Here is a 25,463-nt window from a genome sequence, read left to right as displayed (position 1 = left end):
GACGATCCTGGGAAACTCCGTACCAGCCGCGGGCGGAGGCGACGGGGCCAGAAGGTCCCGCCCTCACGCAGCGGGAGGCGAGGACGCCCCTGCGGTCCTCGCCTCCGCTGGAGCGGACTCAGTAGGGAGTCGGCTGGACGAACCGGAAYGTCGCGTGGGGCTCGGTCAGCCGGATGCACGACGGGAGTCGCGAGGCCTGGGCGAGAGCCCTGCTGCGGTACCAGTCGCACGCGGGCGACGTCGCCGTGCGCTGGGCGTGTAGCTCGGCGCAGGTCGGTGCGGTCGGCCAGGGTCCCGGCAACGGAACCGGCACGGACGGTGCCGACCCCGCGGACGTGGCCCCCGCGGTGAGCAGGACGGCTGCGAGGACGCCGACGGCCAGACCGGCGAGGCGGCGGGGGGTGCCAGAGCTGCGGCCGGGGGCGGTCGCGACGGGCGCGGTCGTGCGGTTCTGGGTGCTCGGCGTGGTGGTCATGCGGCCACCGTCGTCCGGCCTGCCCCGCACCCGCGCTCCGCCCGGTATCCGCCCGGTATGCACCACATTGACCTGCGTGTGGGCATGAGGACAATCGCAGCATGAGCATCTCGGTGCTCGGCCCGCTGCGTCTCGACGACGCCGGTGCGCTCGGCCCACGGGAGCGCATCGTGCTCGCCGCCCTGGTGGTGCATCTCGGCAGCCCGGTCGACGTCGACACGCTTGCCGACGCCGTCTGGGGTCAGCAGCCACCGACGACGTGGAACAAGCAGCTGCAGGCGGCGGTCGCACGACTGCGCAAGGCCCTCGGGCCCGAGAGCATCGAGACCACGAGCGCGGGCTACCGGCTGGTGGTCGACCCGGGCTCGATCGACGCGCACCGGTTCGAGGAGCAGGTCTTCCGCGCCCGGACGCACATGGCGACCGGGGAGCCGGAGCGGGCGACGTCCACGCTCGAACGCGCGCTGGCCCTGTGGAGCGGGCCGGCCTTCGTCGAGCTCGTCGGCTGGGACGAGGGCCGCTCCGAGGCCGAGCGTCTCCACGAGATCCGGCGGATCGCCGAGGAGGACCTGCTCGAGGCGCAGCTCGCCGCGGGCGACCACCGCACCGTCGCCGGCGACGGCGAGTCACGCGTGCGTGCGGAGCCGCTGCGCGAGCGTCGCTGGGCGGCCCTGGCGCTGGCGCAGTATCGCTGCGGGCGGCAGGCGGATGCGCTCGCCACGCTGCGGCGCGCGCGACGCTCGTTGTCCGACGAGCTGGGGATCGATCCCGGCCCGCAGCTCTCGGAGCTCGAGCTGCGGATGCTCCGGCAGGACCCGACGCTGCTGGAGACGCACAGCCCGGCGCCGATCAGCTCGACCTGCCCGTACAAGGGCCTGGCTGCCTACGGCGAGCGCGACCAGGACGACTTCTTCGGCCGGGACGCCGAGGTGCTCGTGTGCCTGGACCGGCTGCGCACTGCCCCGCTCCTGGTGCTGGCCGGCGCGTCGGGCTGCGGCAAGAGCTCGCTGCTGCGCGCCGGCATCGTCGCCGAGCTGCGCCGCCGCGGTCGCGAGACCGTCGTCGTGGTGCCCGGCACGGACCCGGTCACCGCGCTCGAGTCCGCGCTCGCGTCGTGCGGCGCGGACGCCGTCGTCGCGGTCGACCAGCTGGAGGAGCTCTTCGTGCTCCGTCAGGAACCCGGCCAGGTCCAGCGCTTCTGCCGGACGCTCGTCGAGCGGGCCCAGGCCGGTGCGGGCGTCGTCGTCGCGATCCGCTCGGACCAGATCACGGGCCTCGGGAGCGACGCGGACCTGGCGGCGCTCGCCGACCTGGGCATGCACCTGGTCCCGCCGCTGGTCGGCGACGCGCTGCGCGACGCGGTCGAGGGGCCTGCCGAACGCGCCGGGCTGCGCCTCGAGCCGGGCCTCGTGGACGTCCTGCTGCGTGACGTGGAGGGCGACGCCGGGGCCCTCCCCCTGCTGTCGCACGCGCTCGTCGAGACCTGGCGCCGTCGCGACGGCGGAGTCCTCACCCTCGAGGCCTACCACGCCACCGGGGGCATCTCCGGGGCGGTCGCGCGCTCGGCGGACCAGCTGTACGAGCACCTCGACCCCCACGAGCGCGACCTCTGCCGGTCGCTGATGCTCCGGCTCGTCGCACCGTCCCCCGACGGTCCGCCCACGCGCCACCGCCTGGCCAGCAACCACCTGAGCGGCGACGCCGGGCGCGACCGCGTCATCGCCGGCCTCATCGGCGCTCGCCTGCTCACCGCCGACGACGGGGCGGTCGAGATCGCTCATGAGTCGCTCGCGCACGCGTGGCCGCGCCTGCAGGCCTGGCTCGACGAGGACGCCTCGGGCGTGCGGATCATGCGGCACCTCGTGGCGTCCGCGGAGGGCTGGGAGTCTCTCGGCCGCCCCGAGGGCGAGCTGTACCGCGGGGGGCGCCTCGAGGCGACGCTCGAGTGGAGGTCGCGCGGCGGCACCGACCTCACCGCGGTCGAGGTCGCGTTCCTCGACGCCTCCGTGGCCGCACGCGACCGGGAGCGGACGCTCGCCGAGGCTCGCGCGCGGCGGGATGCGACACGGGCGCGCCGCCTGCGCGGCCTGCTCGGCGCGACCGCGGGCCTGCTCGTCGTCTCGCTCGTCGCGTCGGGCGTCGCCCTGGCCAACGGCCGGTCGGCGGGCCGGCAGGCGCATGCGGCGAGCGCGGCGCGCGACGACGCGCAGTTCGTCGAGCTGGTCTCCAGGTCCCTCGCGCTGCGCGACACCGACCGGGCCGTCGCCGCGCTCCTCGCGGCCGAGGCCTACCGGCGTCGACCCCAGTCCGCACAGGCTCGGTCCGCGCTCCTGGGCACGTTCACCAGCCAGGCGGGATTCCTCGGGTACACGTGGGTGCAGGACGCCGTCGGCTCGGCGCCCGGGGAGCTGATGCCCGACGGGACCACCGCGGTGCTCGCCCTGGACGGGGGCGCGCCGGCGCTGGTCGACCTGAAGACCGGCACGGTCGAGCGACGGTTCGAGGCCGCCGGTCCCGATCGGGGGCGGCCGGGGTCGATGCTGCGGCTCAGCGCCGATGGCGCCGTGGCCGTCCGCCTGACGGTCGGCTCGAGCCCCGAGCCGTGCGACGAGGAGCGGCCGGTGACCTCGGTGGAGCCGCTCGCCCGCACCGTCGTGGGTGAGCTCGCGTGCGCGACGGTCACGACCTATGACGTGGCGTCGGGCGCCGTGGTGGGCTCCCCGGCGATCCTGCCCTGGCAGTCCGGCGAGGTCGCCGTGACCCCCGACGGAACGACGACCGCCGTGACCAAGGGCGCCGACGGGACGACCGTGCTGCTGGGGGCGCGTGACAGCAGGGTGATCGGCGTGGTCCCCCCGCTCGACGCACCGCCCACGCGCGACTGGGGCTCCGGCGCGCTGGCGTTCGGCCCGGACGGCACCTTGTACGTCGGGTCGAACGCCGGGCAGGTCCGCGCCGTCGACCCCGCGACCGCGACAGTCGTGGGGACCTACGACGTCCCCGAGCTGTCGACCAACGTCTCTCTCGCGGTCGCCGGCGACGCCCTCGTCGGGGTCGGCCACCGGCGCATCGTGTCCGTCGACCTGGCGACCGGCGCGCAGCGCTGGGCGGTCGCGATCTCCGGCAGCCGCCAGTCGCCGTGCCCGTGGTTCGCCGTCTCGGCCGCCGCCGGCCGGATCTGGTGCGGAACCTTCCACGGCGTGATCGAGGAGCGCTCCCTGGCCACCGGGGAACGCACGGGGGTCACGCGCGAGAGCGGCCTCGGCAACGTCGGCTGGATGCAGGTGACCCCGGACGGGCGGGAGCTGGTGGACTTCGGCGTGACGTCGCCGGTGATCACCCGATGGCGGCTGGACGGATCCGGCCCCATCGCCCGGCTGGTGGCGCCCGGGCACGTGCTGGTCGACCGCTACCAGCCGGGTGGTGGTCAGCTGCTCACGGCGGTGCGACCCGACGTCCCCGCCACGATCCTCGACGACTTCACCGAGTTCGACGTGTGGGACCCGGTCGGGGACGTCGCGGTGCGGCGCCTCCCCGCAGTCCTGGGGCCGGGCTGGGGCACGGCGGACGCGATCGCGGCGTACGACCCGGACCTCGACGCGATCGTGACCGTCGACGTGCAGAGCGGCGAGGAGCGCCGCGTCCCCGGTGTCACCCCGGAGGCCGTGCTCCTCCGCGCAGCTCCGGACGGCAAGACCATGTTCGCCGCGATGCCCGACGGGTCCGTCGACCGGGTCGAGCCGATCACCGGCGACCGCGCCAGCCCGACGATGCACGCCGTGGGGTGGCCGCTGAGCGTCTCCGCGGCGCCTGACCTGTCCCGCGTCGTCGTCAGCACGGTCGCGCCCGGGGACGACACCGGGACGGTCTACACCTTCGACGGCCGCACGGGCGAGCAGATCGGCGATCCCGAGCGGGGCTGGTGGTCCAGCGAGCTCGGGCAGACGGCCCTCGTCCTGAACTCCGGGCCCGGAGTCCAGCTCGGGCTCCGTGACCCGGTGACCGGAGAGGCACTGGGCGAGCTCCCCAGCACCGTCGGCGAGGTCAGCTCCCTGCAGTTCAGCGATGACGGCCGCGTCCTGGCGGCATCGGCGAAGAGCGGGAGCGTGTCCGTCTACGACGTCGGGAGCCGGATCCGCCTCGGCGACCCGATACCGGTCGACGGCCCGGCCTTCTTCTCGGCGGCCCTGCGCCCCGACGGGCTCGCGCTCGCCGCCACCGGCAGCGCGGGCATCCTCCTGTGGGACTTGGACGCGCGGGACATGTTCGACGCCGCGTGCGGGTTCGCCGGCCGCGAGCTCAGCGCGGCCGAGTGGGCGACCTACCTGTCCGAGCTCGGGCCGCGGCGCGACACCTGCTCGGTCGCGCGGACGTCGTCCTCGAGCTGACGGACCGCGCCGCGCAGCGCGGTCTCCGCGTCGATCCCCTGCTCGTGGGCGTCGACGAGGACCCCGAGCAGCCGTAGGCCGATCTCGTCCTCGGTCTCGATCCGCCCCGCGGCACCGACCGCGTCGAGCCCGGCCCGCTCGGCGCGCGCGAGCACCTTCTGGCCCCGCGCGAGCGCACCGAGGGCCAGCGGTATCCCGTCGAGCGCGGAGGTGCGCTGCTTCTCGGCGTTCTTCAGCCGGTCCCACTGGACGTGCGCGTCGCCCTCGAGCGGCGTCTCCTCAAACACGTGCGGGTGCCGTCGGACGAGCTTGGCGACGAGGTCGGCGGCCACGTCGTCGACGTCGAACGGGTCGGTCGGGTGCTCGGTGGCGATGCGCGCGTGGAACACCACCTGCAGCAGCAGGTCGCCCAGCTCCTCGCGCAGGCCCGGGCGGTCGGCAGTCTCGATCGCCTCCGCCAGCTCGTACGCCTCCTCCAGCGCGTACGGCACCAGCGACTCGTGCGTCTGCTGGGCGTCCCATGGGCAGCCGCCCGGCGAGCAAAGGCGGTCCATGACGCGCACGAGTGCGCGCAGGGAGTCCGCCTCGGTCACGACGCCGAGGGCGTGGGCGTCGGCGCTGGGGTGGCGCCGTCCGTCGGGGCCGGCGCCGTGTCCTTGACCATCCACGGCGCGGGGGTGGGGTCGGTTACCTGGTTGGCGTCGGTCAGCGACCCGAACCGCGGGTTCACCTCGACGTCGAGCGCCCGTAGGCGCGTGTCGATCTCCTTGCCCACGTCGGTGGCATCGGGCAGGCCCTGCAGGTTGGTGTAGGCGATGGAGTACTTGGCCACTGCCAGGGACGGGTCGGTGAAGTCCGCGGTCGCGCCCTTGACCTTCTGCTGCACCACCGAGTCGAGCAGCTGCTGGGCGTCCTCGTCCGAGACGCCGACGCCCTTCTCGTCCGCGAGCGCGACCACCGTGGGCTCCTGGACCAGGACGGCCAGCACGTTCGTCGTGGTCACGCCCTGGAAGTACGGCGCCAGCTCGACCAGCGCGGCCTGCACGTCCGACGTCGGTATCGCGGTGCCGTCCACCACCGCGGCGGCGCCGGGCTCCCCGGCGCACCCCGTCAGGGTCGCCGTCGTCGCGAGCGCGACCAGCACACCCGCCGCCCGCACACTCGCACGCCACTGCACCGCCACCAGGGACCTCCCGCGTCGTCGCTCGTCGATCGGGGTCATCGTAGGGCCCTCACCTGCGTGCGGTGCCCACGGTCGCCGCCACACCGACGTCCCCGCGGACGACCGCGTCGATGAACTGCTTCGCCCAGAGCATCACCTCGCGGCCCTGCACCGGCTTGCCGCCGATGCGCGCCGTCATGGGCCAGGGCACCAGCACCGTGCGGACGGCCGGCTTGAGCACCGACCCCGGGTAGAGGCGCTTGAGCCGCAGCTGGGCCGACTCGGGGAGGTCGACCGGCGCGAACCGCACGAACTTGCCCTGCGCGGTGACGTCCGAGATCCCGGACGCGCGCACGTGGAGCCGGAACTCGGCCACCTCGAACAGGTTGTCCACGGCGGCCGGCACCGGCCCGTAGCGGTCGATCAGCTCCGCGTGGACGTCGCCGAGCGTCGCCGTGTCCAGCGCCGCCGCGATCTTGCGGTACGCCTCGAGGCGCAGGCGCTCGTGCGCGATGTAGTCGTGCGGGATGTGCGCGTCGACCGGCAGCTCGATGGTGACGTCGGGGACCTCCTCCTCGACGTCCCCCCGGAAGTTGGCCACGGCCTCGCCGACCATGCGGATGTAGAGGTCGAAGCCGACGCCCTCGATGTGCCCCGACTGCTCGCCGCCCAGCAGGTTGCCGGCGCCGCGGATCTCGAGGTCCTTCATCGCAACCGCCATGCCCGCACCGAGGTCGGTGTTCGCCGCGATCGTCTGCAGGCGGTCGTGCGCCGTCTCGGTCAGCGGCTTCTCGGGCGGGTACAGGAAGTACGAGTACGCCCGCTCCCGACCGCGGCCCACGCGCCCGCGCAGCTGGTGCAGCTGACTCAGACCGAGCAGGTCCGCGCGCTCCAGGATCAGGGTGTTGGCGTTGGAGATGTCCAGGCCCGTCTCGACGATCGTCGTGCAGACCAGGACGTCGAACCTCTTCTCCCAGAAGTCGACGATGACCTGCTCGAGCTGGTGCTCGTTCATCTTCCCGTGGGCCACGGCGACCCGAGCCTCGGGCACCAGCTCCATGAGCCGCGACGCCGTGCGCTCGATCGAGTCGACCTTGTTGTGCACGTAGAACACCTGGCCCTCGCGCAGGAGCTCGCGGCGGATGGCGGCGCTGATCTGCTTCTCGTCGTACGCGCCGACGAATGTGAGCACCGGGTGCCGCTCCTCGGGCGGGGTGGCCAGCGTCGACATCTCACGGATGCCCGTGACCGCCATCTCGAGCGTGCGCGGGATCGGCGTCGCGCTCATGGCCAGCACGTCGACGTTGGTGCGCAGCGCCTTGAGCGTCTCCTTGTGCTCCACGCCGAACCGCTGCTCCTCGTCGATCACCACGAGGCCGAGGTCCTTGAACCGCACCTCGCCGGTGATCAGGCGGTGGGTGCCGATGACGATGTCCACCGACCCGTCGGCCAGGCCCGCCACGACCTCCTTCGACTCCTTGGGGGACTGGAACCGGCTCAGCGCCCTCACCGTCACGGGGAACGCGCTGTACCGCTCGCTGAAGGTGTCGAGGTGCTGCTGCACCAGCAGCGTCGTCGGCACCAGCACGGCCACCTGCTTGCCGTCCTGCACCGCCTTGAACGCCGCCCGCACCGCGATCTCGGTCTTGCCGTAGCCGACGTCGCCGCAGACCAGCCGGTCCATCGGGATCGGCTTCTCCATGTCGGCCTTGACCTCGTCGATGGTCGCCGCCTGGTCGGGCGTCTCCACGTAGGCGAACGCGTCCTCGAGCTCGCGCTGCCACGGCGTGTCCGGGCTGAACGCGTGGCCCGCGGTCGCCATCCGCGCCGAGTACAGCCGGATGAGCTCGGCGGCGATCTCCTTGACCGCCTTCTTGGCGCGGCCCTTGGTCTTCGCCCAGTCGCCGCCGCCCATCTTGGACAGGCTCGGCGCCTCGCCGCCCACGTACTTGGTCACCTGGTCCAGCTGGTCGCTGGGCACGAACAGCCGGTCGCCGGGCTGGCCCCGCTTGCTGCTCGCGTACTCGATGACCAGGTACTCGCGCGTCGCCGCGTTGGCGCCCGTGCCGATGGTCCGCTGCACCAGCTCGACGAACCGCCCGACCCCGTGCTGCTCGTGCACCACGTAGTCGTGCGGCCGCAGCTGCAGGGGGTCGACGACGTTGCGGCGTCGGCTCGGCATCCTGCGCATGTCGCGCGTCGACGTGCCCGCGCGGCCCGTGAGGTCCGACTCGGAGAACACCGCGAGGTGCAGCGGCTCGGCGACGAACCCCGGCCCGACGGGCGCGGGCACGACGAGCACGACGCCGCCCTCGGGCTCCTCGGTGATGGTGCCGACCAGCCGCGCGGGCACCTCGGCGGCCTTGAGCTGCTCGACCATGCGCTGGGCGGGACCGTGCCCCTCGGTCGCCAGCACCAGCCGCCAGCCGGCCTGCTGCAGCACCCGCACGTCGGCGACCGCACGCGCGACCTCCCCGCGGTACCGCTCGACGTCCCGCGCGCCGATCACGAGCGTCTGCGCGGTGGCGGCGAGGTCGTCGGCCATCGCGGCCAGGTGCGGCGCCTCGTTCCGGGCTGCGGTGTGCCCGGTGCCGGTCGACCCCTCGTAGAAGTCGTCGGGCTTCGCGGCCTCCGTGGCATCGACGTCCAGCGAGAACGGGGACAGCGTCCACCAGCCGAGCCCGCGCACGGCCGAGAGCGCGCGGATCTCCGCGAACGACGCGAAGCTCGCCGCCGACAGGTCCAGCGGCGTCGCGGCACCGGCGGCCGCGGACGTCCACGCGGCCTCGAGGAACTCCTGCGTGGTGGCGACCAGGTCGTGCGCGCGCCGCCGCACCCGCTCGGGGTCGACCATCACCATCAGGCTGTCGTCCGGCACCAGGTCGAGGACAGGCACCATGCGCTCGACGAGGGCCGGCGCCAGCGACTCCATGCCCTCGACCGCGATGCCCTGCGCAAGCTTGTCGAGCATGTCCGTGGCACCGGGCAGCTGCGGGATCAGCTCCAGCGCCCGCGCGCGCACGGCGTCCGTGAGCAGGATCTCGCGGCACGGCGGCGCCCAGACCCCGTGGTCGGCGACCTCGAGGCTGCGCTGGTCCGCGATGGAGAACCAGCGGATCTCCTCGACGTCCTCGCCCCACAGCTCGACGCGCAGCGGGTGGTCCTCGGTGGGCGGGAAGACGTCGATGATCCCGCCGCGGACGGCGAACTCCCCGCGCTTCTCCACCATGTCGACGCGCGTGTACGCGGCGGCGACCAGCCGCTCGGCGAGGTCCGCGAGGTCGACCCGGTCACCCGTGCTGATCGACACCGGCTCCAGCTCGCCCAGCCCGTCGACCACCGGCTGGAGGAGCGCACGCACCGGCAGCACCAGCACCCGCACCGGGCCTGCGTGCCCCTCGGTCTCGGGGTGCGCGAGCCGGCGGAACACGGCCAGCCGACGGGCCACGGTGTCGCTGCGGGGCGAGAGCCGCTCGTGCGGGAGCGTCTCCCACGACGGCAGCACCGCGACGTCGGCGTGCGGCAGGTAGCAGCGCACGGCGGCGGCCAGCTCGTCCGCGTCGCGGCCGGTCGCGGTGACGACGACGAGGGGACGGCCGTTGCTCAGCGCCGCGAGCAGCGGCGGTCGGACCCCCGCGGGGCCGACGAGGTCGAGCTCCCCGCGGGCGCGCACGGAGTCGACCGCCGCGGCGGCGGCCGGGTCGGCGAGCAGGGCGGGCAGGAGGCCGGTGAGGTCCATGGGGTCCCTTGGGTCGAGGGCATGCGCACAGCACGACTGCCCCGGATCCGCAGGACCCGGGGTGCATCGCCAGTCTACGAGTCACCGCCGACACGCGACCGCTAGCCTGCGCGCAGGACTCGAAGCCCTAGGAGGCGCGATGCAGGTCGTGGTGGTCGGTGCCGGCATCGTCGGTCTGGCCGTAGCAGCACGCCTGACCGGCGACGGGCACCAGGTGACAGTCCTCGAGAAGGAGCAGGCGGTCGCCGTCCACCAGACCGGGCGCAACTCCGGGGTGATCCACTCCGGCCTCTACTACGCTCCCGGCAGCCTGAAGGCGACGATGGCGGTGGCCGGCGCGCGCAGCATGGAGCGGTACGCGCGCGATCGCGGCGTGGCGGTCGAGATCACCGGCAAGCTCGTCGTGGCGTCGACGGACGACCAGGTGGCCGGGCTGCACCGGCTGGCCGAGCGGGCGGTCGCGAACGGGGTGCCGGCGCGTCTCGTCGGGACGTCGGGTGCCCGCGAGCGCGAGCCGCACGTCGCCTGCGTCGACGCCCTCTGGGTCGAGAGCACCGGGATCGTCGACTACACGGGCGTCTGCCGCGCCCTGGCCGCGGACGTCTCCGACGGGGGCGGGCAGGTGCTGCTCGGCACCCGGGTGATCTCTGCGACGGAGACCGCCGACGGTGTGCACCTGCAGCTCGAGAGGAACGGCGTCCCGACGGAGCTCCGCGCGGACGCCGTCGTGGCCTGCGCCGGGCTGCACGCCGACCGCGTCGCGCGGGCGTGCGGCCTCGACCCGACCGCGCGGATCGTGCCCTTCCGCGGCGAGTACTACGAGCTGTCGGCGACCGCCGCCGAGCTGGTGAATGGCCTCGTCTACCCCGTACCCGACCCCCGGTTCCCGTTCCTCGGCGTGCACCTGACCCGCATGATCGGAGGCGGGATCCACGCCGGGCCCAACGCCGTGCTGGCCCTGGCACGCGAGGGCTACACGTGGCGCAGCGTGAACGTGCGCGACACCGCCGACGCGCTGACCTGGCCCGGGCTCTGGCGGATGGGCGCGCGCAACGCGGTGCCGGGCGCCCGCGAGGTGGGTCGGTCGCTCTCCCGGCGGGCGTTCGCCCGCTCGTTGGCCGCCCTGGTCCCCGCGATCGTGCCGGACGACCTCGTGCCCTCCCCGGCGGGCGTGCGCGCCCAGGCGGTGGCCCGGGACGGGCGGCTCGTCGACGACTTCCTGCTGCAGCGCACTGCTCGTCAGGTGCACGTGCTCAACGCCCCGTCCCCGGCCGCCACGTGCGCGCTGGAGATCGCCGACCACGTGGTGGGACAGCTCCCGACGGGTTGACCCGCGGGTCTGGACCGAACGTGTGACGGTGCCGCGCGAGCGGGGGTGAAAACCTCCCCGATCGGCCGAGAACCGTATTCCCGTCGGTACCGTGAGCACGTTCAAGATGTCCGCTTTCTGGCACTTTGGTCGTCCATCGACCCCTGCCGGAGCCCTCCCCCTCGAGGTCGTCGATGCTCACKCCGCACCGCTCCACCGCAGCCGCCCCGCGCGGCCGTGCGGTCGTGCTCGCAGCGGTGCTCGTGCTCGGCGCGACCGCGGGCTGCACGTCGCCCGGACCGGCGCCGGACGCGAGCCCGTCGGCGTCGGCGACCCGCCCGTCCCGGGCGGACGCGACGGACGCGCCGTCGAGCTCGTCGGCCGCGGCCACCGACCCGACCGCCGCGGCGACCGGTTCCACGGACGGCGGCGCCGCGGGCGCCCTCGCCAGCGAGATCCTCCCCTCCCAAGCTCCCGGACCGGCCGGCCTGCCGGACGTCGCACCCCCGGCCGCCGGACCCTCCCTCACGGGACCGCTGCCCGCGACCGGCGCCTCGAACGGCTCGGTGGTGAAGGGCTTCCCCAAGGAGGTCGTCCCGATCGTCGACGGCCTGACCGTGGTGTCGAGCTCGGTGTCGGCCTCGGGCGACCGGCTGCAGGTCGGGCTCCAGGCGAGCAGCGACGCCGCGCCGGCCGACGTCCAGGCCGCTTACGTCGCCGCCCTGGGTGGCGCCGGCTTCGCCGTCAGCGACTCGCCCTCGCTCCCCGGCACCACTGCCACCGCCTTCACGCGCGGCCCCGACGGGCTCGTCCTCACGACGAGCGACCGGATCGGCGGCGGCACGGAGCTCTCGATCGCCGGCACGCTGACGACGGCCGGGTGACGCGCGGTGTACCTGTCCCTGCGTGACCGTCCTGCCCGCGCCACCACCCAGGGCTCCCCAGAGGAGGCCCGTGCGGCACGGGCAGCCCGCCGCACCCGCGTCTCGTCGGTCGTCGTCACCCTCGGCATCGTCAGCATGCTCACCGACATCTCGTCGGAGTCGGTCGCCGCCGTCCTGCCGCTCTACCTGACCACCGCGCTCGGTCTCTCGACGCTGGCTTACGGCTTCGTCGACGGCCTCATGCAGGGCGCCAGCGCCCTCGTCCGGATCGCGGGCGGCTGGGCGGCGGACAAGGGCGACCATCCCAAGTGGGTGGCGGTCCTCGGGTACGGCCTGTCCGCGGTGACGCGCGGTGTGCTGCTCGTGGCCAGCAGCTTCGGCGCCGTCGTCGCCATCGTCGCTGTCGACCGCGTGGGCAAGGGCATCCGCACCGCCCCGCGCGACGCGATGATCACGGCGTCGTCCGACCCTCGGACCCTGGGCAAGTCGTTCGGCGTGCACCGGACGCTCGACACCGTCGGTGCCGCCCTGGGCCCGCTCCTCGCCTTCCTGATCCTGTGGGCGATCCCCGACGGCTACCAGACCGTCTTCGTCGTCTCGTTCGGCTTCGCCGTCATCGGCCTCGCCGCGCTCGTCCTGCTGGTGCCCGACCTGCGCCCGCGCCGCGCGGCCTGGCTCACGCAGCACCGCACCCGCGAGGCGCGCAAGCTGCCCAAGTGCAAGGGCTGCAGCTGCGACATCGCGGGCCTCGAGCCGGCGGGGCGGCCGTTCAGCTGGAAGTTCCTCACCGAGCCCGGCCTGCGACGACTCTTCGTCACGGCCGGCGTCCTCGCGCTGCTCACGGTGGGCGACGGCTTCATCTACCTGTCCCTGCAGGCCCGCGACGGCTTCGCCACCCAGTGGTTCCCGCTGCTGTACGTCGGCACCAACATCGCCTACATGTCGCTTGCCCTGCCCATCGGCAAGCTGGCGGACCGGGTCGGCCGGGCGCGGGTCTTCGTCTGGGGCCACGGAGCGCTCGTCGCCGCCTACGTGTGCGCGGGCGTCGCCACCGCCTCGGCCGCGTCGACCATCGGCGCGCTGCTCCTGCTCGGCCTGTTCTACGCCGCGACGGACGGGGTGCTCGCCGCGCTCGCCGGCCGGCAGGCCGCCCCCAACGTCCGCGCGTCGGCCATCGGCACGGCCCAGACCGTCGTCGCCGTGGCCCGCATGGCGTCGTCGGCCCTGTTCGGGCTGCTCTGGTACACCGTCGGCCGCGGCCCCGCGATCCTCTCGGTGGCCGTCCTGCTCGCGGCGGCCCTGCCCGTCGCGTGGTTCGTCGTCCGAGGCCTGGACGCCCCGGAGCCCGCCCTCGTCGACGCCGGTGACGGGCAGTGAGACGGATGTCCTCGCGCGTCGCGCTCCTCGTCGCCATCACGGCCGTCGTCGTCCTCGGCATCGGGGGGTACGCCGTCGCGGCGTGGCGCGGTCACCGCGCCGACGTCGACTCCGCCCCGCCCGTCGCCTCGACGGAGCTCGACGCGGTGACGTCCGGCCCCCACATCGTGTTCCGATCCACGCTGCCCGGCAACGAGTACGGCCTCGTCGCCGCCGTCCCTCTCGACGACCCCGACGGACCCCGCGCGTTCACGGACGTCGCCTGCGACCGCGTCGACGTCTCCGGACCGCTCGCCTCGTGCCTGCGCACCATCGCCGGCATCGCGACCCGCTGGGAGGCCGAACTGCTCGACTCCGACTGGCAGCCCACCGAGAACTGGGGCCTGCCGGGCATCCCGAGCCGGACGCGGCTGTCCGACGACGCCACGCTCGTCGCCACCACCTCCTTCGTCACCGGCCACTCCTACGCAACCGTCGGCTTCTCGACCCTCACCGAGATCCACCGGTCCGACGGCACGTCACTCGGGAACGTCGAGGACTTCGCCCTCACGGTCGCCGGGCAGCCGTTCACCGCCGCCGACCGCAACATCTGGGGCGTGACGTTCGTCGACGACGACATCTTCTACGCGACGGCCGCGTCGCAGTCCGCCGGCCAGACGTGGCTGGTCCGCGGCTCGCTGAGCGACCGCACGCTTACCTCCGTGCACGACGACGCCGAGTGCCCGTCGATCTCCCCCGACGGCACGGAGGTCGCGTACAAGAAGGTGGTCGACACCGTCGCCGGGCAGCCCGTCTGGGCGCTGGCCGTGCTCGACCTGGCCTCCGGCGACGAGACGCTCCTTCCCGCCACTCGCGGAGTCGACGACCAGGCCGCCTGGCTCGACGAGGACACCTTGCTCTACGGGCTGCCCCGGGCGGACCTGCCCGGGACCACCGACGTGTGGGAGGTCGACACGTCGGCCGATGCCGTCCCCGCGGTGCTGATCCCCGGGGCGTGGTCGCCGGCGGTGGTGGGCTGACGGCGGTGCAGGACGGCGGCTGCCCGCCCACCCGCACAGCGGGAGGACGGGCAGCTGGCGATCACAGGGTGCGCGGAGTGCTCACCCCGAGCACATTCGTCAGAGTGAGACCTGGGCGCCGTTGTCCGTGTAGGTGTTGCCAGTCCACGTCACGGGAACGTTCACCCGAACGGCGCCGTACTGGGAGTGCCGTCCGAACGTGTTGTTCTTGAATGTGATGTTGTTGATGAAGAACTGGCCATTGTTGCCGTCGACGCAGTACACCGTGTAATTGCCACCGTCGAAGTAGTTGCCTTCGAACAGCGCAGGTCCGTCAGTGCTCGGCCCGAGGTCGGGTGCCATGAACAGGGCGGCATTTCCGGACTTTGTGGTGGACAGGTCGATGACGTTGTTTCGCACGACCAAGTTCCTCACACCGGACTGCACCTGCATTCCGTCGGCGTGCGCGCCCGCGCCCGGCGTCAGGTCGTGGATCCAGCTGTCCTGCAACGTGGTGTTGCTGCCCAGCTTGACGCCGTCACCAGTGGTCGAGTGGACGTTCACCCGCGTCGCGGTCCAGTTGCCGAAGCCGATCCCGTTCTCGAAGCCGTAGATCTCGCTGTCGACGATCGTGACGTTTCCCGACCGCACCTGGATGCCGGTCTGCGAGCCGCCGCCGTGGATCTTCGAGTTCTTGATCGTGACGTTGGCGGCCTCGATCGAGACCGGGCCCGAGATGTCGAGACCGTTGATGACCGTGTTTGCAGCCGTGATGCGCAGCTCACCCGAGGCCTTCAGAACGGTGCCGGCCGGAACGCCGGTGTTGGACGCGCCCGGCTTGCCGGCCGGAGGAGTCGGCGTCGGAGTCGGAGTCGGCGTCGGCGTCGGAGTCGGAGTCGGCGTCGGCGTCGGCGTCGGAGTCGGCGTCGGCGTCGGAGTCGGCGTCGGCGTCGGCGTCGGCGTCGGAGTCGGAACCGGAATCGGAACCGGAGTCGGAACCGGCGCCACCGTCGTCGACGGGCTCACAATCGCGTCGACCCAGTAGTTGGTCGACCTGTACGTGGACTTCGGGAATGCCGTCTTGCTGCCGTAGGCGTACCGCCCGGCATTCGTCGTGGGGATGCTCACGGCCGAGGTCAGCGAGGCACCGGAGAAGTACTGGGTGTAGGCGTAGTTCCCCTCCGGAGCGAAGTAGGAGACGACGTACGACTTGCCCTTCACCACGTTGACGGGTGCCGCGAACTTCACGGTCTGCCAACCGGAGGCCGTCTCATTGGTGAACGTGGCGGTCGCGAGCTTGGTGCCGTCGCTGCTCCACAGCGACCCCGTGTGGGTGCCCTGGTTCGCGCTCGTGCGGTAGTACCGGACACCGGTCACGCCTCCGTCGGCCTGCGCGGTGAACGCGGTGCCGAGCTCGACAGCGTCGGGGTCGTTCGTCGCGACCTTCACGCCTGCGGGGGTGGACGTGGTCCAGATCGTCTGGTCGGCAGGAGCCGCTAGGACCGGGGTGGCAACGGCGCCGAGGGCGACGGTGGCGGCCACCGTCAGACCCACGATGCCGAGGCTGCGTCGCCGCAGCGCACGACTGGTCAAATGCGTGCTCATGTGTACTCCCTCAATCAATGGCGGCGATCGCGCGCCTCGTACATGGATCGGGCGTGGGCGGCCGAGTTCCAGGCTTTTCACCTTTGTCGCTATCTGACCGCTATGTCGCTTTCGCCCGCCAATGTCTCTGTCGGTGATGCGATGTGCAAAGCCCCCGAATCGGGGTCGGGAGACACAATATGCACACGCAGGATGTGACCCTGGACACAGGTTCAGTCACATTCCGAGACTCAGCCGGGAGCCCTCGCAGATCAGCGGGTGAAAAGCGGCCCCCGATGTTCGCCCGTTCGACGTTCGCAGGCGCGCGCGATCACCACGGGACCTTCACGCTTTGATCACATGTTGGCGCGTATCGACCCGTCGCTTCGGCGGAATCGTGACTAAGCGCCCCGGATCGACTGGCTGCGGATCGTGCGCCAGCGGCGTCCGGATCGGTGCAAGGGAGACCGCGGAGGAGACCAGCGGGCGCCGCGATGGGTCTAGCCGATGGTGCGGCCCTGCTGGGCCGGGACCCAACCGCGGGTCCAGGTACGGTTCCGCAGCAGCGGCCGCCATGCCGGTGCGGGCGACTGGCGCACCGATTCGCCGAACGCCCGCACGGCGGTCCCGACCACAAGCAGAGCGATGCCGATGCGAGCTCGCCTGCGCGGCCACATCGTGCGGGCGAGCGTCGCCTTCCCCGTCATCAGCAGGGTGTTCTTGGCAGCGCGGTTGGCTGACGACGCCCCGACGGCATGCATCGCCACCGCATCCGGCGTGATCCGCGGACGGAACCCCAACGCAGAGGCGCGCATCGAGAGGTCGGCGTCCTCGCCGTACATGAAGTAGCGCTCATCGAACCCGTCGAGAAGCTGCCACGTACTCCGCTCAGCAGCCAGCAGGCATCCCGACACGATCCCAACCTCACGAGGAGTCGATCGGTCCCACGCCCCGAGCGACTCCGTGTCGAAGATGCGTGACCGCCGGAACAGCGTCGACAGGCCAGTGGCGAAGCAGAACCAGCTCCACAACGTCGGACGTCCCCAGCAGGACTTGGGATCGAGCGCACCGTCGGGCCGAACGGTCCGACCGCCGACGAGCCCCGCCTCAGGATGGTCTGCCAATGCGGCGACCAGGGCTTCTATGCATCCCGGTCGGATGACGGCGTCCGGGTTGACGAGCACGATGCATCGAGCATCCGTCATGCTGACCGCCAAGTTGCACGCCCGCCCGAATCCGAGGTTCTCACCTGCGAGGTGCACCCTCACGCGCGACGACCACCGTTGCAGCACGGCCTGGGTGTCGGAATCGGAGCCGTTGTCGATCACGATCACCTCTGTGGTGATGGTCGGCTTGGCGTCTTCCACGAGCGCGCGCAGGCACCGCTCCACCCAGTCGGCGCTGTTGTAGGTGACGACCACGACGCACGCCTCATGACGGGTCACGCCTGCTCCGTAGCCCTCGAGCTCGCGTCGGTAGACCACCGCGAGTCGCCGCGCAGGCGTCGCGTCCATGCGACCGCCCGGGCGACCATCGTCAGCCCCACGAACGTCGCGACGTCGAGGAGCCCATACGCACCTCGACGCAGACCGCTGTAGAGCGCCGTCACGGATCCTCCGTCCGCATCGCGGCCGCTCTGCCGATCGATCTCCCGGTTCCCGTTGACGAGGCGAGCGCGGCGTGACACGAGGGATCGGGCCGTCCGAGCGGGGTGCACGAGTACGTGACCGTCGACGACGACCCGCTCTCCGGGCGTGAACTGCCGACGCACCCACCCGTCGTCGTTCACCACGTCGGGCACCGTGCCGATCCGTGCGACTCCCGCCGCACTCAGAGCGAACACACCGGAACCGCCGGCGGTGCCGGTGGCATACGGCAGTGCGCTCCACACCCGGTAGTAGCGCCGGACGGCCCATGACGCACGAGACATGTCCATCTTTGGCATCGCCGCCGCGAGCACAGGCCGATCTACCGCGACAGCCTCGACGAACAGGCGGGCGACCTCCGTCGATAGCTCGACGTCGGCGTCCACGATCACCACCGCTCCGTCGCCAGCGCGGCCGATCCCGACGCGGAGCGCGGCGGCCTTCGACGCCGTGTCCGTCTCGAGCACCGTGACGTCGTCGCCCTCCCTTGCGGCTGCGCGCGCCTCCGCGGCCGTCGCATCGGTCGACCCGTTCTCGACGACGATGACGGACAGCTCGCCCGGCTCGGCGTCGGCGAGCAGCACCGTGAGGCACCGCCGGATGACGGCCGCTTCGTCGTGGGCAGGGACGATGAAGACAGCCTGCGCCCCCTGCCGCGGAACCTTCGCTGTCACGCCCGCCACACTCTCCACGAAATCCACAGCTCAGCCCTTCCGGACAGCGGTTCCACGAGCTCGAACAAAGTCGTCGAGCCTGTCGAGGTCGACAAACGGTCGCGAAAGCTCGGCAGGCGGGTCGACGAACGGGCCTGGACCCGAGCTCAACCCAGTGACCGCGTCGTACGCACCGATGTACGCCCGCGCCTGCGGTTCCCAGTCGAGCTCGCCAACCACCCGCTCGCGGGCGCGCATCGACATGTCGAGACGCAGTGCCGGGTCATCCAGCAGCCGTTCCACGGCGTCGGCGACATCCTCGATGCGGCCGGACGTGATGTAGAGGGCGGTGTCCGCGGCGGAGACGCGGGTCTCCACCAGGTCGAACGTGACGATCGGCAGCGCGAAGGACATGTACTCCATCGTCTTGTTCATCGTCGACTTGTCGTTCAGCGGCGTCTTGCGATCGGGGCACAGCCCCACGCTCGCGGCCGAGAGGTAGGCGGCGATCACCTCGGGGCCAGCGCGGCCGGTGAACTCGACGAGGTCGTCCAGCCCCAGCTCCGTGCTCAGCGCCTGCAGGTCCTTGAGGCAGTCACCGAACCCGAGGAGCGCTGCGCGCACGTCGGTCCGCCCCCGCACGTGCACCAGCTCATGCAGTGTGCGTAGCACGACGTCGACGTCGTCCTGCGGGCCCATGATGCCGAGGTAGACCAGCAGATGCGCGCCGTGCGCGAGCTCGGCAGCGCCCTCGACGGGCCGCATGATCCGCGTGTCCGGGCCGCTGCGCACCACCGTCGTCCGGGTGCGCGGCACCCCGCCCCGCTCGACCGCGACCGACCGGTAGGACTCGTTGGTGGAGATGACCCAGTCGGCGGTGCGAAACGTGCTGCGCTCGAGCCAGCGCAGGCCGGCGAGCTGGGTTCGCGCTCCCGTGCTCGCCGGCTCTCCGAACCGGGAAAGGAACAGCTCGGGGTTCAGGTCGTGGTGGTCGAAAATGAACCGGACGCCCCGAAGTTTCCACAGCAGCGCGAGCGCCCAGTAGGTGTCGGGCGGGTTACATGCCTGCAGCACGTCGAAGCCGCGCTCGCGGCGGACGACGACGGAGAGCCAGGCCGTCCGCAGCCAGGAGTACACAAACTCAATGACGAAGCCCAGGATGCCCTTGGCCTCAGGCGCGGGGCGGTACTTGTAGATAGCGACGTCGTCGATGACCTGCCGCGTCGGATCTCCCGGACCACGCGGGCAGATCACGCTCACGTGGTACCCAGCCGCCACCAGAGCGCGGCATTCGAGCCATACCCGACGGTCGAGGGGTACGGGCAAGTTCTGAACGATGATCAGCACGCGGTTGCCTCGGCGCGTCATGGTGTCTGGCCTCTCACGAGCCCTCGGGGTTCGATCGCGGCTGCTGCGGCGTCCAGCACCTCGCGTGCTGCGCGGCGCCAGGTGAAGTGGCTCCGGCGGGCGTCAGCCTGGGTGGCGCAGGCCGCATAGAGCTCATCGTCATCCAGTGCCTCGACGACGAGCGCGGCAAGCTCATCGGGATCGTTGCGACGAAGGAGGCGACCACCACTGGTTGTGTCGATGATCTCGGGCATCGCGCAGGCGTCGCGGCCGATGYAGGGCAGGCCACGAGTGAGCGCCTCGACGAACGCGATGCCGAACCCCTCCATCTCGGAGGGCATCACGAACAGATCGTGGGAGTCCATGAGCTCCGCGACGCGCTCGCGGGAGACGGGGCCGAGGAACTCGACTCCCGGGGGTATCTCGCCCCTCAGCGGCCACGAGGTCGGCCCGGCGACCGTCAACGTGATCCCAGACCCCAGCTCAGTGCGCAAGCGGCGAAACGCGGCCACCACKAGCGATCCGCCCTTGGTGTCGAAGTCGCGACCGACGAACAGCAGCCGACGCCGAGCCGCGGTCCGTCGCGGAGGGACTGGCGTCCCGACGGGCACGACGGCATTGGCGCCCGGGTTGATCACTCTGACGCGATCGCCTGGGACTCCGCTCGCGACGAGGCTGCGCGCCAGCCACTGGCTCATCGGCAAGAGCATGGCGGCATGGGCGTACACCCGTTCTTGGGCGCGGCGCAGGGAGTCGATCCGCTTCCTGCCGAGAGCGCGGAAGTGCGGAACCCCCTGTGGGCCGAACTGGTCGAGAAGCAACGCGTAACTGAGGTCCTGCACGACCATCGACGGCGCACGAGTCACGCCAAGGTCCTGAATCTCCACCACCACGTCGGGCACCAGACGCTCCGCCGCACGGTTCATGGCGGACTCGACCAGCAGGCGCGTCACCCGGCCGTGCCGCCACGTCGTGGTCCACCCCGTGCTCGAACGCCGAGCGCCGAGGGCACGCAGCGCGGTCCTCGTAGCCCCAGGAAGCTCGACGCCGAGGTCGACAACCGTCGCCAGTCCGGCCAACTCCGAGCGCAGCTGCCACGGGGTACCAGACCACGTCGACTCCAGCGGGTGCGTCCAGTGGCACGCGAACCCGATCCGCAGCGCGACCCCGTCGGCCTGCGTTCCAGCCACAGACTGGTCGGTCGCCATCGTTTCCACCTCACGCTCGACCTGGCTTCGCGAGCCACCCTAGTGGCGGGCTGCGCGATCCAGACGGGCCCGAACGGGCGAAATGTCCCGTAGCCCCGAGCGAACTGCGGTCAGTACCGGACGGCACCTCCGGTGTCGGCCCAGACGTTGTTCGACCAGGTCACGGGCACGTTGACCCGCGCGGCTCCGTACTCGAACGACCGGCCGAACACGTTGTCGCGGATAGTGATGTTCTTGACGATGTAGCGACCGTCCGCGCCGTCCACGCAAAAGACTGTGTAGTTGCCGCCAGACAGGTAGTTCCCCGCGATGGTGACCGGCCCGTCGGCGCTAGGGCCGAGGTCAGGCGCGAGGAACAGCGCAGCGTTCGCCGACTTCGAGGCCGAGACGTCGATGGTGTTGTGACTCACGACGAGGTTCCGCACGCCACCCTGCATCTGCCCACCGTCCGCGTGTGCACTCGGCCCTGGAGTCAGGTCGTGGATCCAGCTGTCTTGGAGCGTGACGTTCGAACCAAACTTCACGCCGTCACCGGTCGTCGAATGGATGTCCACCCGATACGCGGCCCAGTTGTCGAACCCGAGGGCGTTCTCGAAACCGAAGATCTCGCTGTCGAAGATCTGCACACTCCCGGACCGGACGTAGACACCGTTACCGTCCCCACCGCCGTGGATGCGCGAGTTCTTGATCACCACGCCCGGCGCCTCGATCGATACGTCGCCGGAGATGTCGAGTCCGTCGATCACGGTGTTTGGCGTCGTGACCCGCAATCCTCCGGAGGGTGTAAGAGCTACCCCGGCTGGGACCCCAGTCGTCGCAGCGCTCGGGAAGCCACCCGCCGGCGGCGGCGTCACCACCGGCGGCGTCACCACCGGCGGCGGCGTCACCACCGGCGGGGGGGTAGCCGAGGACGTCGGGCGCGGTGTCGACGTCGGCCTCGGGGCAGGCGTCGCCGTCGCGCTTGGCGTCGCCGTCGCGGTTGGCGTAGGTGTAGCGGTCGGCGTCGGCGCGACGGTCGGCTCGGTCGTCGGGGTCGGGGTCCGCGTGGTCGTGGTGGTCGGCGTCGAGCTCGGCGTGTCGGACGACGTCGGCGAGGGGCCCGGCTGCTCGGTCCCGCCGACCGGCTCCACCTCGACGGCCGCGAAGTTCCACAGCTCGTCGGCCCGGCCGCTGGTTCGCAGGTTCACGCGGCCGCCGTCGTCGACGATCGTCCTCTGGATCCAAAAAGTGTCGTTGGTCGAGGTCTGCAGCTCTTCCAGCTGCTCCTGCCCGCTCGGCACGGACTTGTCCTGAGCGGTGGCCCAGTCGTTGCCGATGCCGAATACGACCGCTCCGGCGGACGCCTGGACCGAGGCGGACGCTGAGCTGTCGGCACCGGACGCTCCCGCCGAGGTCCCGATCTGCGCGTCGGCCAGGGCGTAGAGCCCGATCAGACCTACGTACGAGCCGACACCCAGCTCGGCGACGGGGTTGCACCCCGCGACGCCGTCGGCCGACTCGGCCGTCCAGACCTCCGAAGTGCCGCTGCTGCGGTTCGCGCGGCGCTCGAGCTGCCAGTCGAGTCCGCAACCACTGACGTCCTCGACGGCCTGGTCACCTCCCGGCGGACCGTCGGTCGCGACGAGGAGGACGAACGCCGTGGCGCCGTCGGCCGTGACGTCCCCGGGGGAGAAGCTGCTGACGGGCGTCCGGTACTCGTTGACAGAGCTCGAGGTGGTCCCGACGACGGCTGAGGCAGAGGCGGACGGCGACGTCTGGGAGTCGATCAGGGCAATCGCGACGACCAGGGCCACCACCGGCGCGATCGCATGGTGCGGCCTGAGCCGCCTACCCGCACTCCTCGCGCCGCCGCCTACCGTGCGTCGAAGGCCTTGTGACTGGGCCATGAGAGATCTCTCTGTTGGGGACCGATGTCCGGAACGCCCGGGACATCGTCATCCAAACGGTGGCGAACCACTCATCCGTGTAAATTCACCCGATCGCGCCACATCCTAGGATGCTTCGCCCACTCCTTGGGCACCAGAGGCGGGGCTCTAGCGGCAGACTGGGCCACTGACCAGGCGAGATGAGAATCGAAGAAGTTGGTCAACTGATGAACTCGGGCCTCCACGACCTGCGCAGATCGCTCGGACCCCGCGCGCGACGCGCCGGCCGAGCCACCGCCGACACCCTGCTCGGGCCTCTCGTCGGGTCTATCGGGGGCGCCCGTAGGGCCACGAAACGGGTGGCTGTGACCTTCGACGACGGACCGGACCCAGTTGTCACACCCCCCCTTCTGGACGAGCTACGCCGCCGTGACGCGCGTTGTACTTTCTTCCTGCTCGTCCCCCAGGCGGAACGCCATCCCGAGCTCGTCCACGACATCGCCCGAGCAGGTCACGAGATCGCCCTGCACGGGCTGGACCACCGCCCACTGCCGAGCCTGTCGCACCGCGACGCGACCCGGCTGCTCAAGGAGGCACGCGCTCGACTCGCGGTCGTTGCGGGTGCACCGGTCCGCTACTACCGGCCGCCGTACGGGGCGCAGTCCCTCGGCAGCTGGGCGGCAGCACGACGCGCGGGTCTTCAGATCGTGGTGTGGTCGGCGGACGCGGCCGACTGGGAAGAGCAGACCGCGCAGGACGTCGCGGCGACCGCGAACCGTCGGCTTCGGGCCGGCGGCATCCTGTTGCTCCACGAGCGTCTCGAGCCGGGCCCCGACGGCACCCCGGTGATCACGTCGTTCGACCGCGTCGAGATGGCAGCGAAGGTGCTGGACAGCGTAGAGGCCGCCGGTCGAATCCCCGTCACCGTCGGGGAGCTCGTCGCGCCCGGCGCACGCCGCACGGCGTGGTTCAGGTGACCGGACGGCGACGACGGCGAGAGATGGCCTCCGCCTGCATCGCTGCATAGCCCGTCACCAATAGCCCCACGACCATCGTCATAGCGACCGCCCGGACCCTCGAACCGTGCTGCACGGTGTACACGGGAGAAGCGGGGCTCAGCTCCGTCCGGATCCGCAGCTCGGCTGGGACTCGCTGTGCGTCCTGCAGCTGGGTCAGCGCCGTCTCGACGTGGTCCAGAGCCTTCGCCATCGTCGCATCCGCCGCTTCCGCGGTCTGCCCCGACGACTGCACCTCGAGGACGGGGTCCTCGAACCGTGGTTCCCACTGTCCGCCGGCGCTCGGCTGCCTGATACTCCAACCCTCGCTCACGCCGAGGCTCGTCAGGCTGAGGTCCGCCGAGACCGTGTTCGCCGCGTCCCGCGGGCCGTTTGCGACGCGCGCGACAACGCCAGTCATGGCTATGAGCGACGTCGTCGTCGACGCCAATGCGTTTCCCGGGACGACCGTGGGAGTCAACAGGATGATCCGGACGCGACCGTTGTAGGCATCGTGCGGCGAACCGGCCAGCACGAGGGCGCCCGCGGTCGCGACCAGGCACAACGCAGTAACGAGGCGTTGCCGCCACATCGTCACCACGAGGTCCCAGATCGTCACAACGCCGCCTCAATGTTCACCCAACCGCCCCACAGTGGGTCGATGGATCTCAGCCTATGCTGCACAGAACGGCCCAACACGGGTCGAATCGGGCGAATTGTGTGGGGGTGGGCCATGTATTTGCATGACCTCCAGGCGGGCCTCCGCCGACGGTGGTGGGCCGTTGTCGTCGGCCTGCTCGCCACTGCGGGTCTTTGCTACATGGCCCTGACATATGTCCCCGCCGAGCAGGAGGCGAAGGCGTCGGTCCTCCTTCTACCACCGCGCTCGACGGTCGGCTCCGAAGGGAACCCCTATCTCGTCATGGGGGGGTTGCAGCCCGCCGCAGACGTGCTCGCCCGCGCCCTGAACGACGGTCAGATCCACGAGTCCCTGGCACCTCCGCACGGGCCGGCCGACTTCGTCGTCGAGCGCGATGCGGCGTCGAGCGGTCCGGTGCTGGTGGTCGACGTCACGGGGACGGACCCCGGCGCGACGATTGCCATGCTGAACGACGTCCTCGGGGCGATGCCCGACCTCCTCGACAAGCTCCAGCTCGATGTCTCGGCCCCGACCAACTCCTTGATCACCCTCGCAACGGTGGCGAGCGACGCGGAGGCCGTGCCGTCGACCAAGTCCCAGATGCGTGCCGTGCTGGTCGCGGCCGCCGGCGGTCTGGCCGTGACGGTGTTCGGCACCTACATGCTCGACGGCCTACTCGTCCGGCGACGCCAGCAGCGTGAGGAGCGCCGCGCTTCGGCCRCCCAGTCGGCGGTGCCTTCCGAGAGTCAGCGGCCTCCGTTCGTCCCGGTCGCCCCACACACTCCCACGCCTCCGCTCCCTAGGCGTCGCTCGGCGCGTGGCGATGGAGCGACCATTGCTTCACAGCCTCCATCCAGCGAGGCCGAAGCACAGGACGCCGAGCATCTGGACGACTGGGAGTCCGAAGAGAACGACGCCGAGGGCGACCTACTGTCGACAGCCCACGGGAACCGCCGTGCGTGACGCCCGCGGCACTCGCGAGCCATCGTGCGCGGCGACGTAGTCGGCTCGGTCGCCCGCCCCCGACGCCCCGTCGACGCAGGGGTCCTCCTTCTCGTCTGGGTCGGGGCGCTGCTGCTGGTTCCCGCTAACCTCGTCTTTGCCCCCTTGGGTGCGGCTGGGACACCGGCACAGCTCATCGGGCTCGCCGCGGGGGGCTGGTGGCTCGCGGTGCAGGTCGATCGGGCGCGGGC

General features: G+C 71.7%; 18 protein-coding genes. 7 read left to right on the top strand and 11 right to left on the bottom strand.

Annotated features, from left to right (window positions below; genetic code table 11):
• Positions 1-118 precede the first annotated feature (118 nt).
• The gene (locus ACXJKA_RS00300) at positions 119-475 is read right to left on the bottom strand and encodes a hypothetical protein (protein WP_456823160.1); all 357 of its coding nucleotides are present in this window, start codon (positions 473-475) and stop codon (positions 119-121) included.
• A 101-nt stretch (positions 476-576) separates the two neighbouring features.
• Between ACXJKA_RS00300 and ACXJKA_RS00295 the strand changes: the two genes are divergently transcribed.
• Entirely contained in the window at positions 577-4,863 is a 4,287-nt protein-coding gene (locus tag ACXJKA_RS00295) for an nSTAND1 domain-containing NTPase (protein WP_456823159.1), read from the top strand.
• On the opposite strand, the gene ACXJKA_RS00290 is transcribed toward ACXJKA_RS00295, so the two are convergent.
• The 3 genes from ACXJKA_RS00290 to mfd are packed head-to-tail and all read right to left on the bottom strand — an operon-like array spanning position 4,797 to position 9,764.
• Positions 4,797-5,456: a MazG family protein gene (locus ACXJKA_RS00290; RefSeq protein ID WP_456823158.1), complete on the bottom strand. Its 660-nt coding sequence runs from the start codon at positions 5,454-5,456 to the stop codon at positions 4,797-4,799. The genes ACXJKA_RS00295 and ACXJKA_RS00290 overlap by 67 nt on opposite strands.
• Positions 5,453-6,085 (bottom strand): hypothetical protein, encoded by a 633-nt coding sequence (locus ACXJKA_RS00285; RefSeq protein ID WP_456823157.1) that lies wholly within the window; start codon positions 6,083-6,085, stop codon positions 5,453-5,455. The genes ACXJKA_RS00290 and ACXJKA_RS00285 overlap by 4 nt, the downstream gene beginning before the upstream one ends.
• 10 nt (positions 6,086-6,095) lie before the next feature.
• Positions 6,096-9,764, bottom strand: a complete 3,669-nt coding sequence (gene mfd, locus ACXJKA_RS00280; RefSeq protein ID WP_456823156.1) for a transcription-repair coupling factor — start codon at positions 9,762-9,764, stop codon at positions 6,096-6,098.
• Positions 9,765-9,903: 139 nt separating this feature from the next.
• Between mfd and lhgO the strand changes: the two genes are divergently transcribed.
• From lhgO to ACXJKA_RS00260, 4 genes are all read left to right on the top strand, one after another.
• A complete protein-coding gene (lhgO, locus tag ACXJKA_RS00275; RefSeq protein ID WP_456823155.1) occupies positions 9,904-11,094 on the top strand; it encodes an L-2-hydroxyglutarate oxidase in 1,191 nt (396 codons plus the stop codon).
• 173 nt (positions 11,095-11,267) lie between these two features.
• Entirely contained in the window at positions 11,268-11,957 is a 690-nt protein-coding gene (locus tag ACXJKA_RS00270; RefSeq protein WP_456823154.1) for a hypothetical protein, read from the top strand.
• Positions 11,958-11,963: 6 nt separating this feature from the next.
• Entirely contained in the window at positions 11,964-13,334 is a 1,371-nt protein-coding gene (locus ACXJKA_RS00265) for an MFS transporter (protein ID WP_456823153.1), read from the top strand.
• A 5-nt stretch (positions 13,335-13,339) separates the two neighbouring features.
• Positions 13,340-14,353, top strand: coding sequence for a hypothetical protein (locus ACXJKA_RS00260; protein ID WP_456823152.1), 1,014 nt, complete (start codon positions 13,340-13,342; stop codon positions 14,351-14,353).
• A 99-nt stretch (positions 14,354-14,452) separates the two neighbouring features.
• Here the strand turns inward: ACXJKA_RS00260 and ACXJKA_RS00255 are convergent, their stop codons facing one another.
• The 6 genes from ACXJKA_RS00255 to ACXJKA_RS00230 form a co-directional block, all read right to left on the bottom strand.
• A complete protein-coding gene (locus tag ACXJKA_RS00255; RefSeq protein WP_456823151.1) occupies positions 14,453-15,937 on the bottom strand; it encodes a DUF4082 domain-containing protein in 1,485 nt (494 codons plus the stop codon).
• A 479-nt stretch (positions 15,938-16,416) separates the two neighbouring features.
• Positions 16,417-17,361, bottom strand: a complete 945-nt coding sequence (locus ACXJKA_RS00250) for a glycosyltransferase family 2 protein (RefSeq protein WP_456823150.1) — start codon at positions 17,359-17,361, stop codon at positions 16,417-16,419.
• A complete protein-coding gene (locus tag ACXJKA_RS00245) occupies positions 17,358-18,236 on the bottom strand; it encodes a glycosyltransferase (RefSeq protein ID WP_456823149.1) in 879 nt (292 codons plus the stop codon). Before ACXJKA_RS00245 ends, ACXJKA_RS00250 begins: the two co-directional genes overlap by 4 nt.
• A 30-nt stretch (positions 18,237-18,266) precedes the next feature.
• On the bottom strand, positions 18,267-19,583 hold the full coding sequence (locus ACXJKA_RS00240) for a glycosyltransferase family 4 protein (RefSeq protein WP_456823148.1): 1,317 nt from the start codon (positions 19,581-19,583) through the stop codon (positions 18,267-18,269).
• Positions 19,580-20,770, bottom strand: coding sequence for a glycosyltransferase family 4 protein (locus tag ACXJKA_RS00235; RefSeq protein ID WP_456823147.1), 1,191 nt, complete (start codon positions 20,768-20,770; stop codon positions 19,580-19,582). The genes ACXJKA_RS00240 and ACXJKA_RS00235 overlap by 4 nt, the downstream gene beginning before the upstream one ends.
• Positions 20,771-20,880: 110 nt before the next feature.
• Positions 20,881-22,566: a hypothetical protein gene (locus ACXJKA_RS00230; RefSeq protein WP_456823146.1), complete on the bottom strand. Its 1,686-nt coding sequence runs from the start codon at positions 22,564-22,566 to the stop codon at positions 20,881-20,883.
• Positions 22,567-22,835: 269 nt separating this feature from the next.
• On the opposite strand from ACXJKA_RS00230, the gene ACXJKA_RS00225 reads away from it, so the two are divergent.
• Positions 22,836-23,612: a polysaccharide deacetylase family protein gene (locus tag ACXJKA_RS00225; protein ID WP_456823145.1), complete on the top strand. Its 777-nt coding sequence runs from the start codon at positions 22,836-22,838 to the stop codon at positions 23,610-23,612.
• Here ACXJKA_RS00225 and ACXJKA_RS00220 read toward each other — a convergent pair.
• Positions 23,605-24,249 (bottom strand): hypothetical protein, encoded by a 645-nt coding sequence (locus tag ACXJKA_RS00220; protein WP_456823144.1) that lies wholly within the window; start codon positions 24,247-24,249, stop codon positions 23,605-23,607. The two genes, ACXJKA_RS00225 and ACXJKA_RS00220, sit on opposite strands and share 8 nt — an antisense overlap.
• A 114-nt stretch (positions 24,250-24,363) precedes the next feature.
• Between ACXJKA_RS00220 and ACXJKA_RS00215 the strand changes: the two genes are divergently transcribed.
• A complete protein-coding gene (locus ACXJKA_RS00215; protein ID WP_456823143.1) occupies positions 24,364-25,233 on the top strand; it encodes a hypothetical protein in 870 nt (289 codons plus the stop codon).
• Positions 25,234-25,463 lie beyond the last annotated feature (230 nt).

Source organism: Cellulomonas sp. P5_E12 (assembly GCF_054049315.1).
The sequence above is the reverse complement of the archived record's forward strand: the minus strand, read 5'-3'. Positions and strand labels throughout refer to the sequence as shown.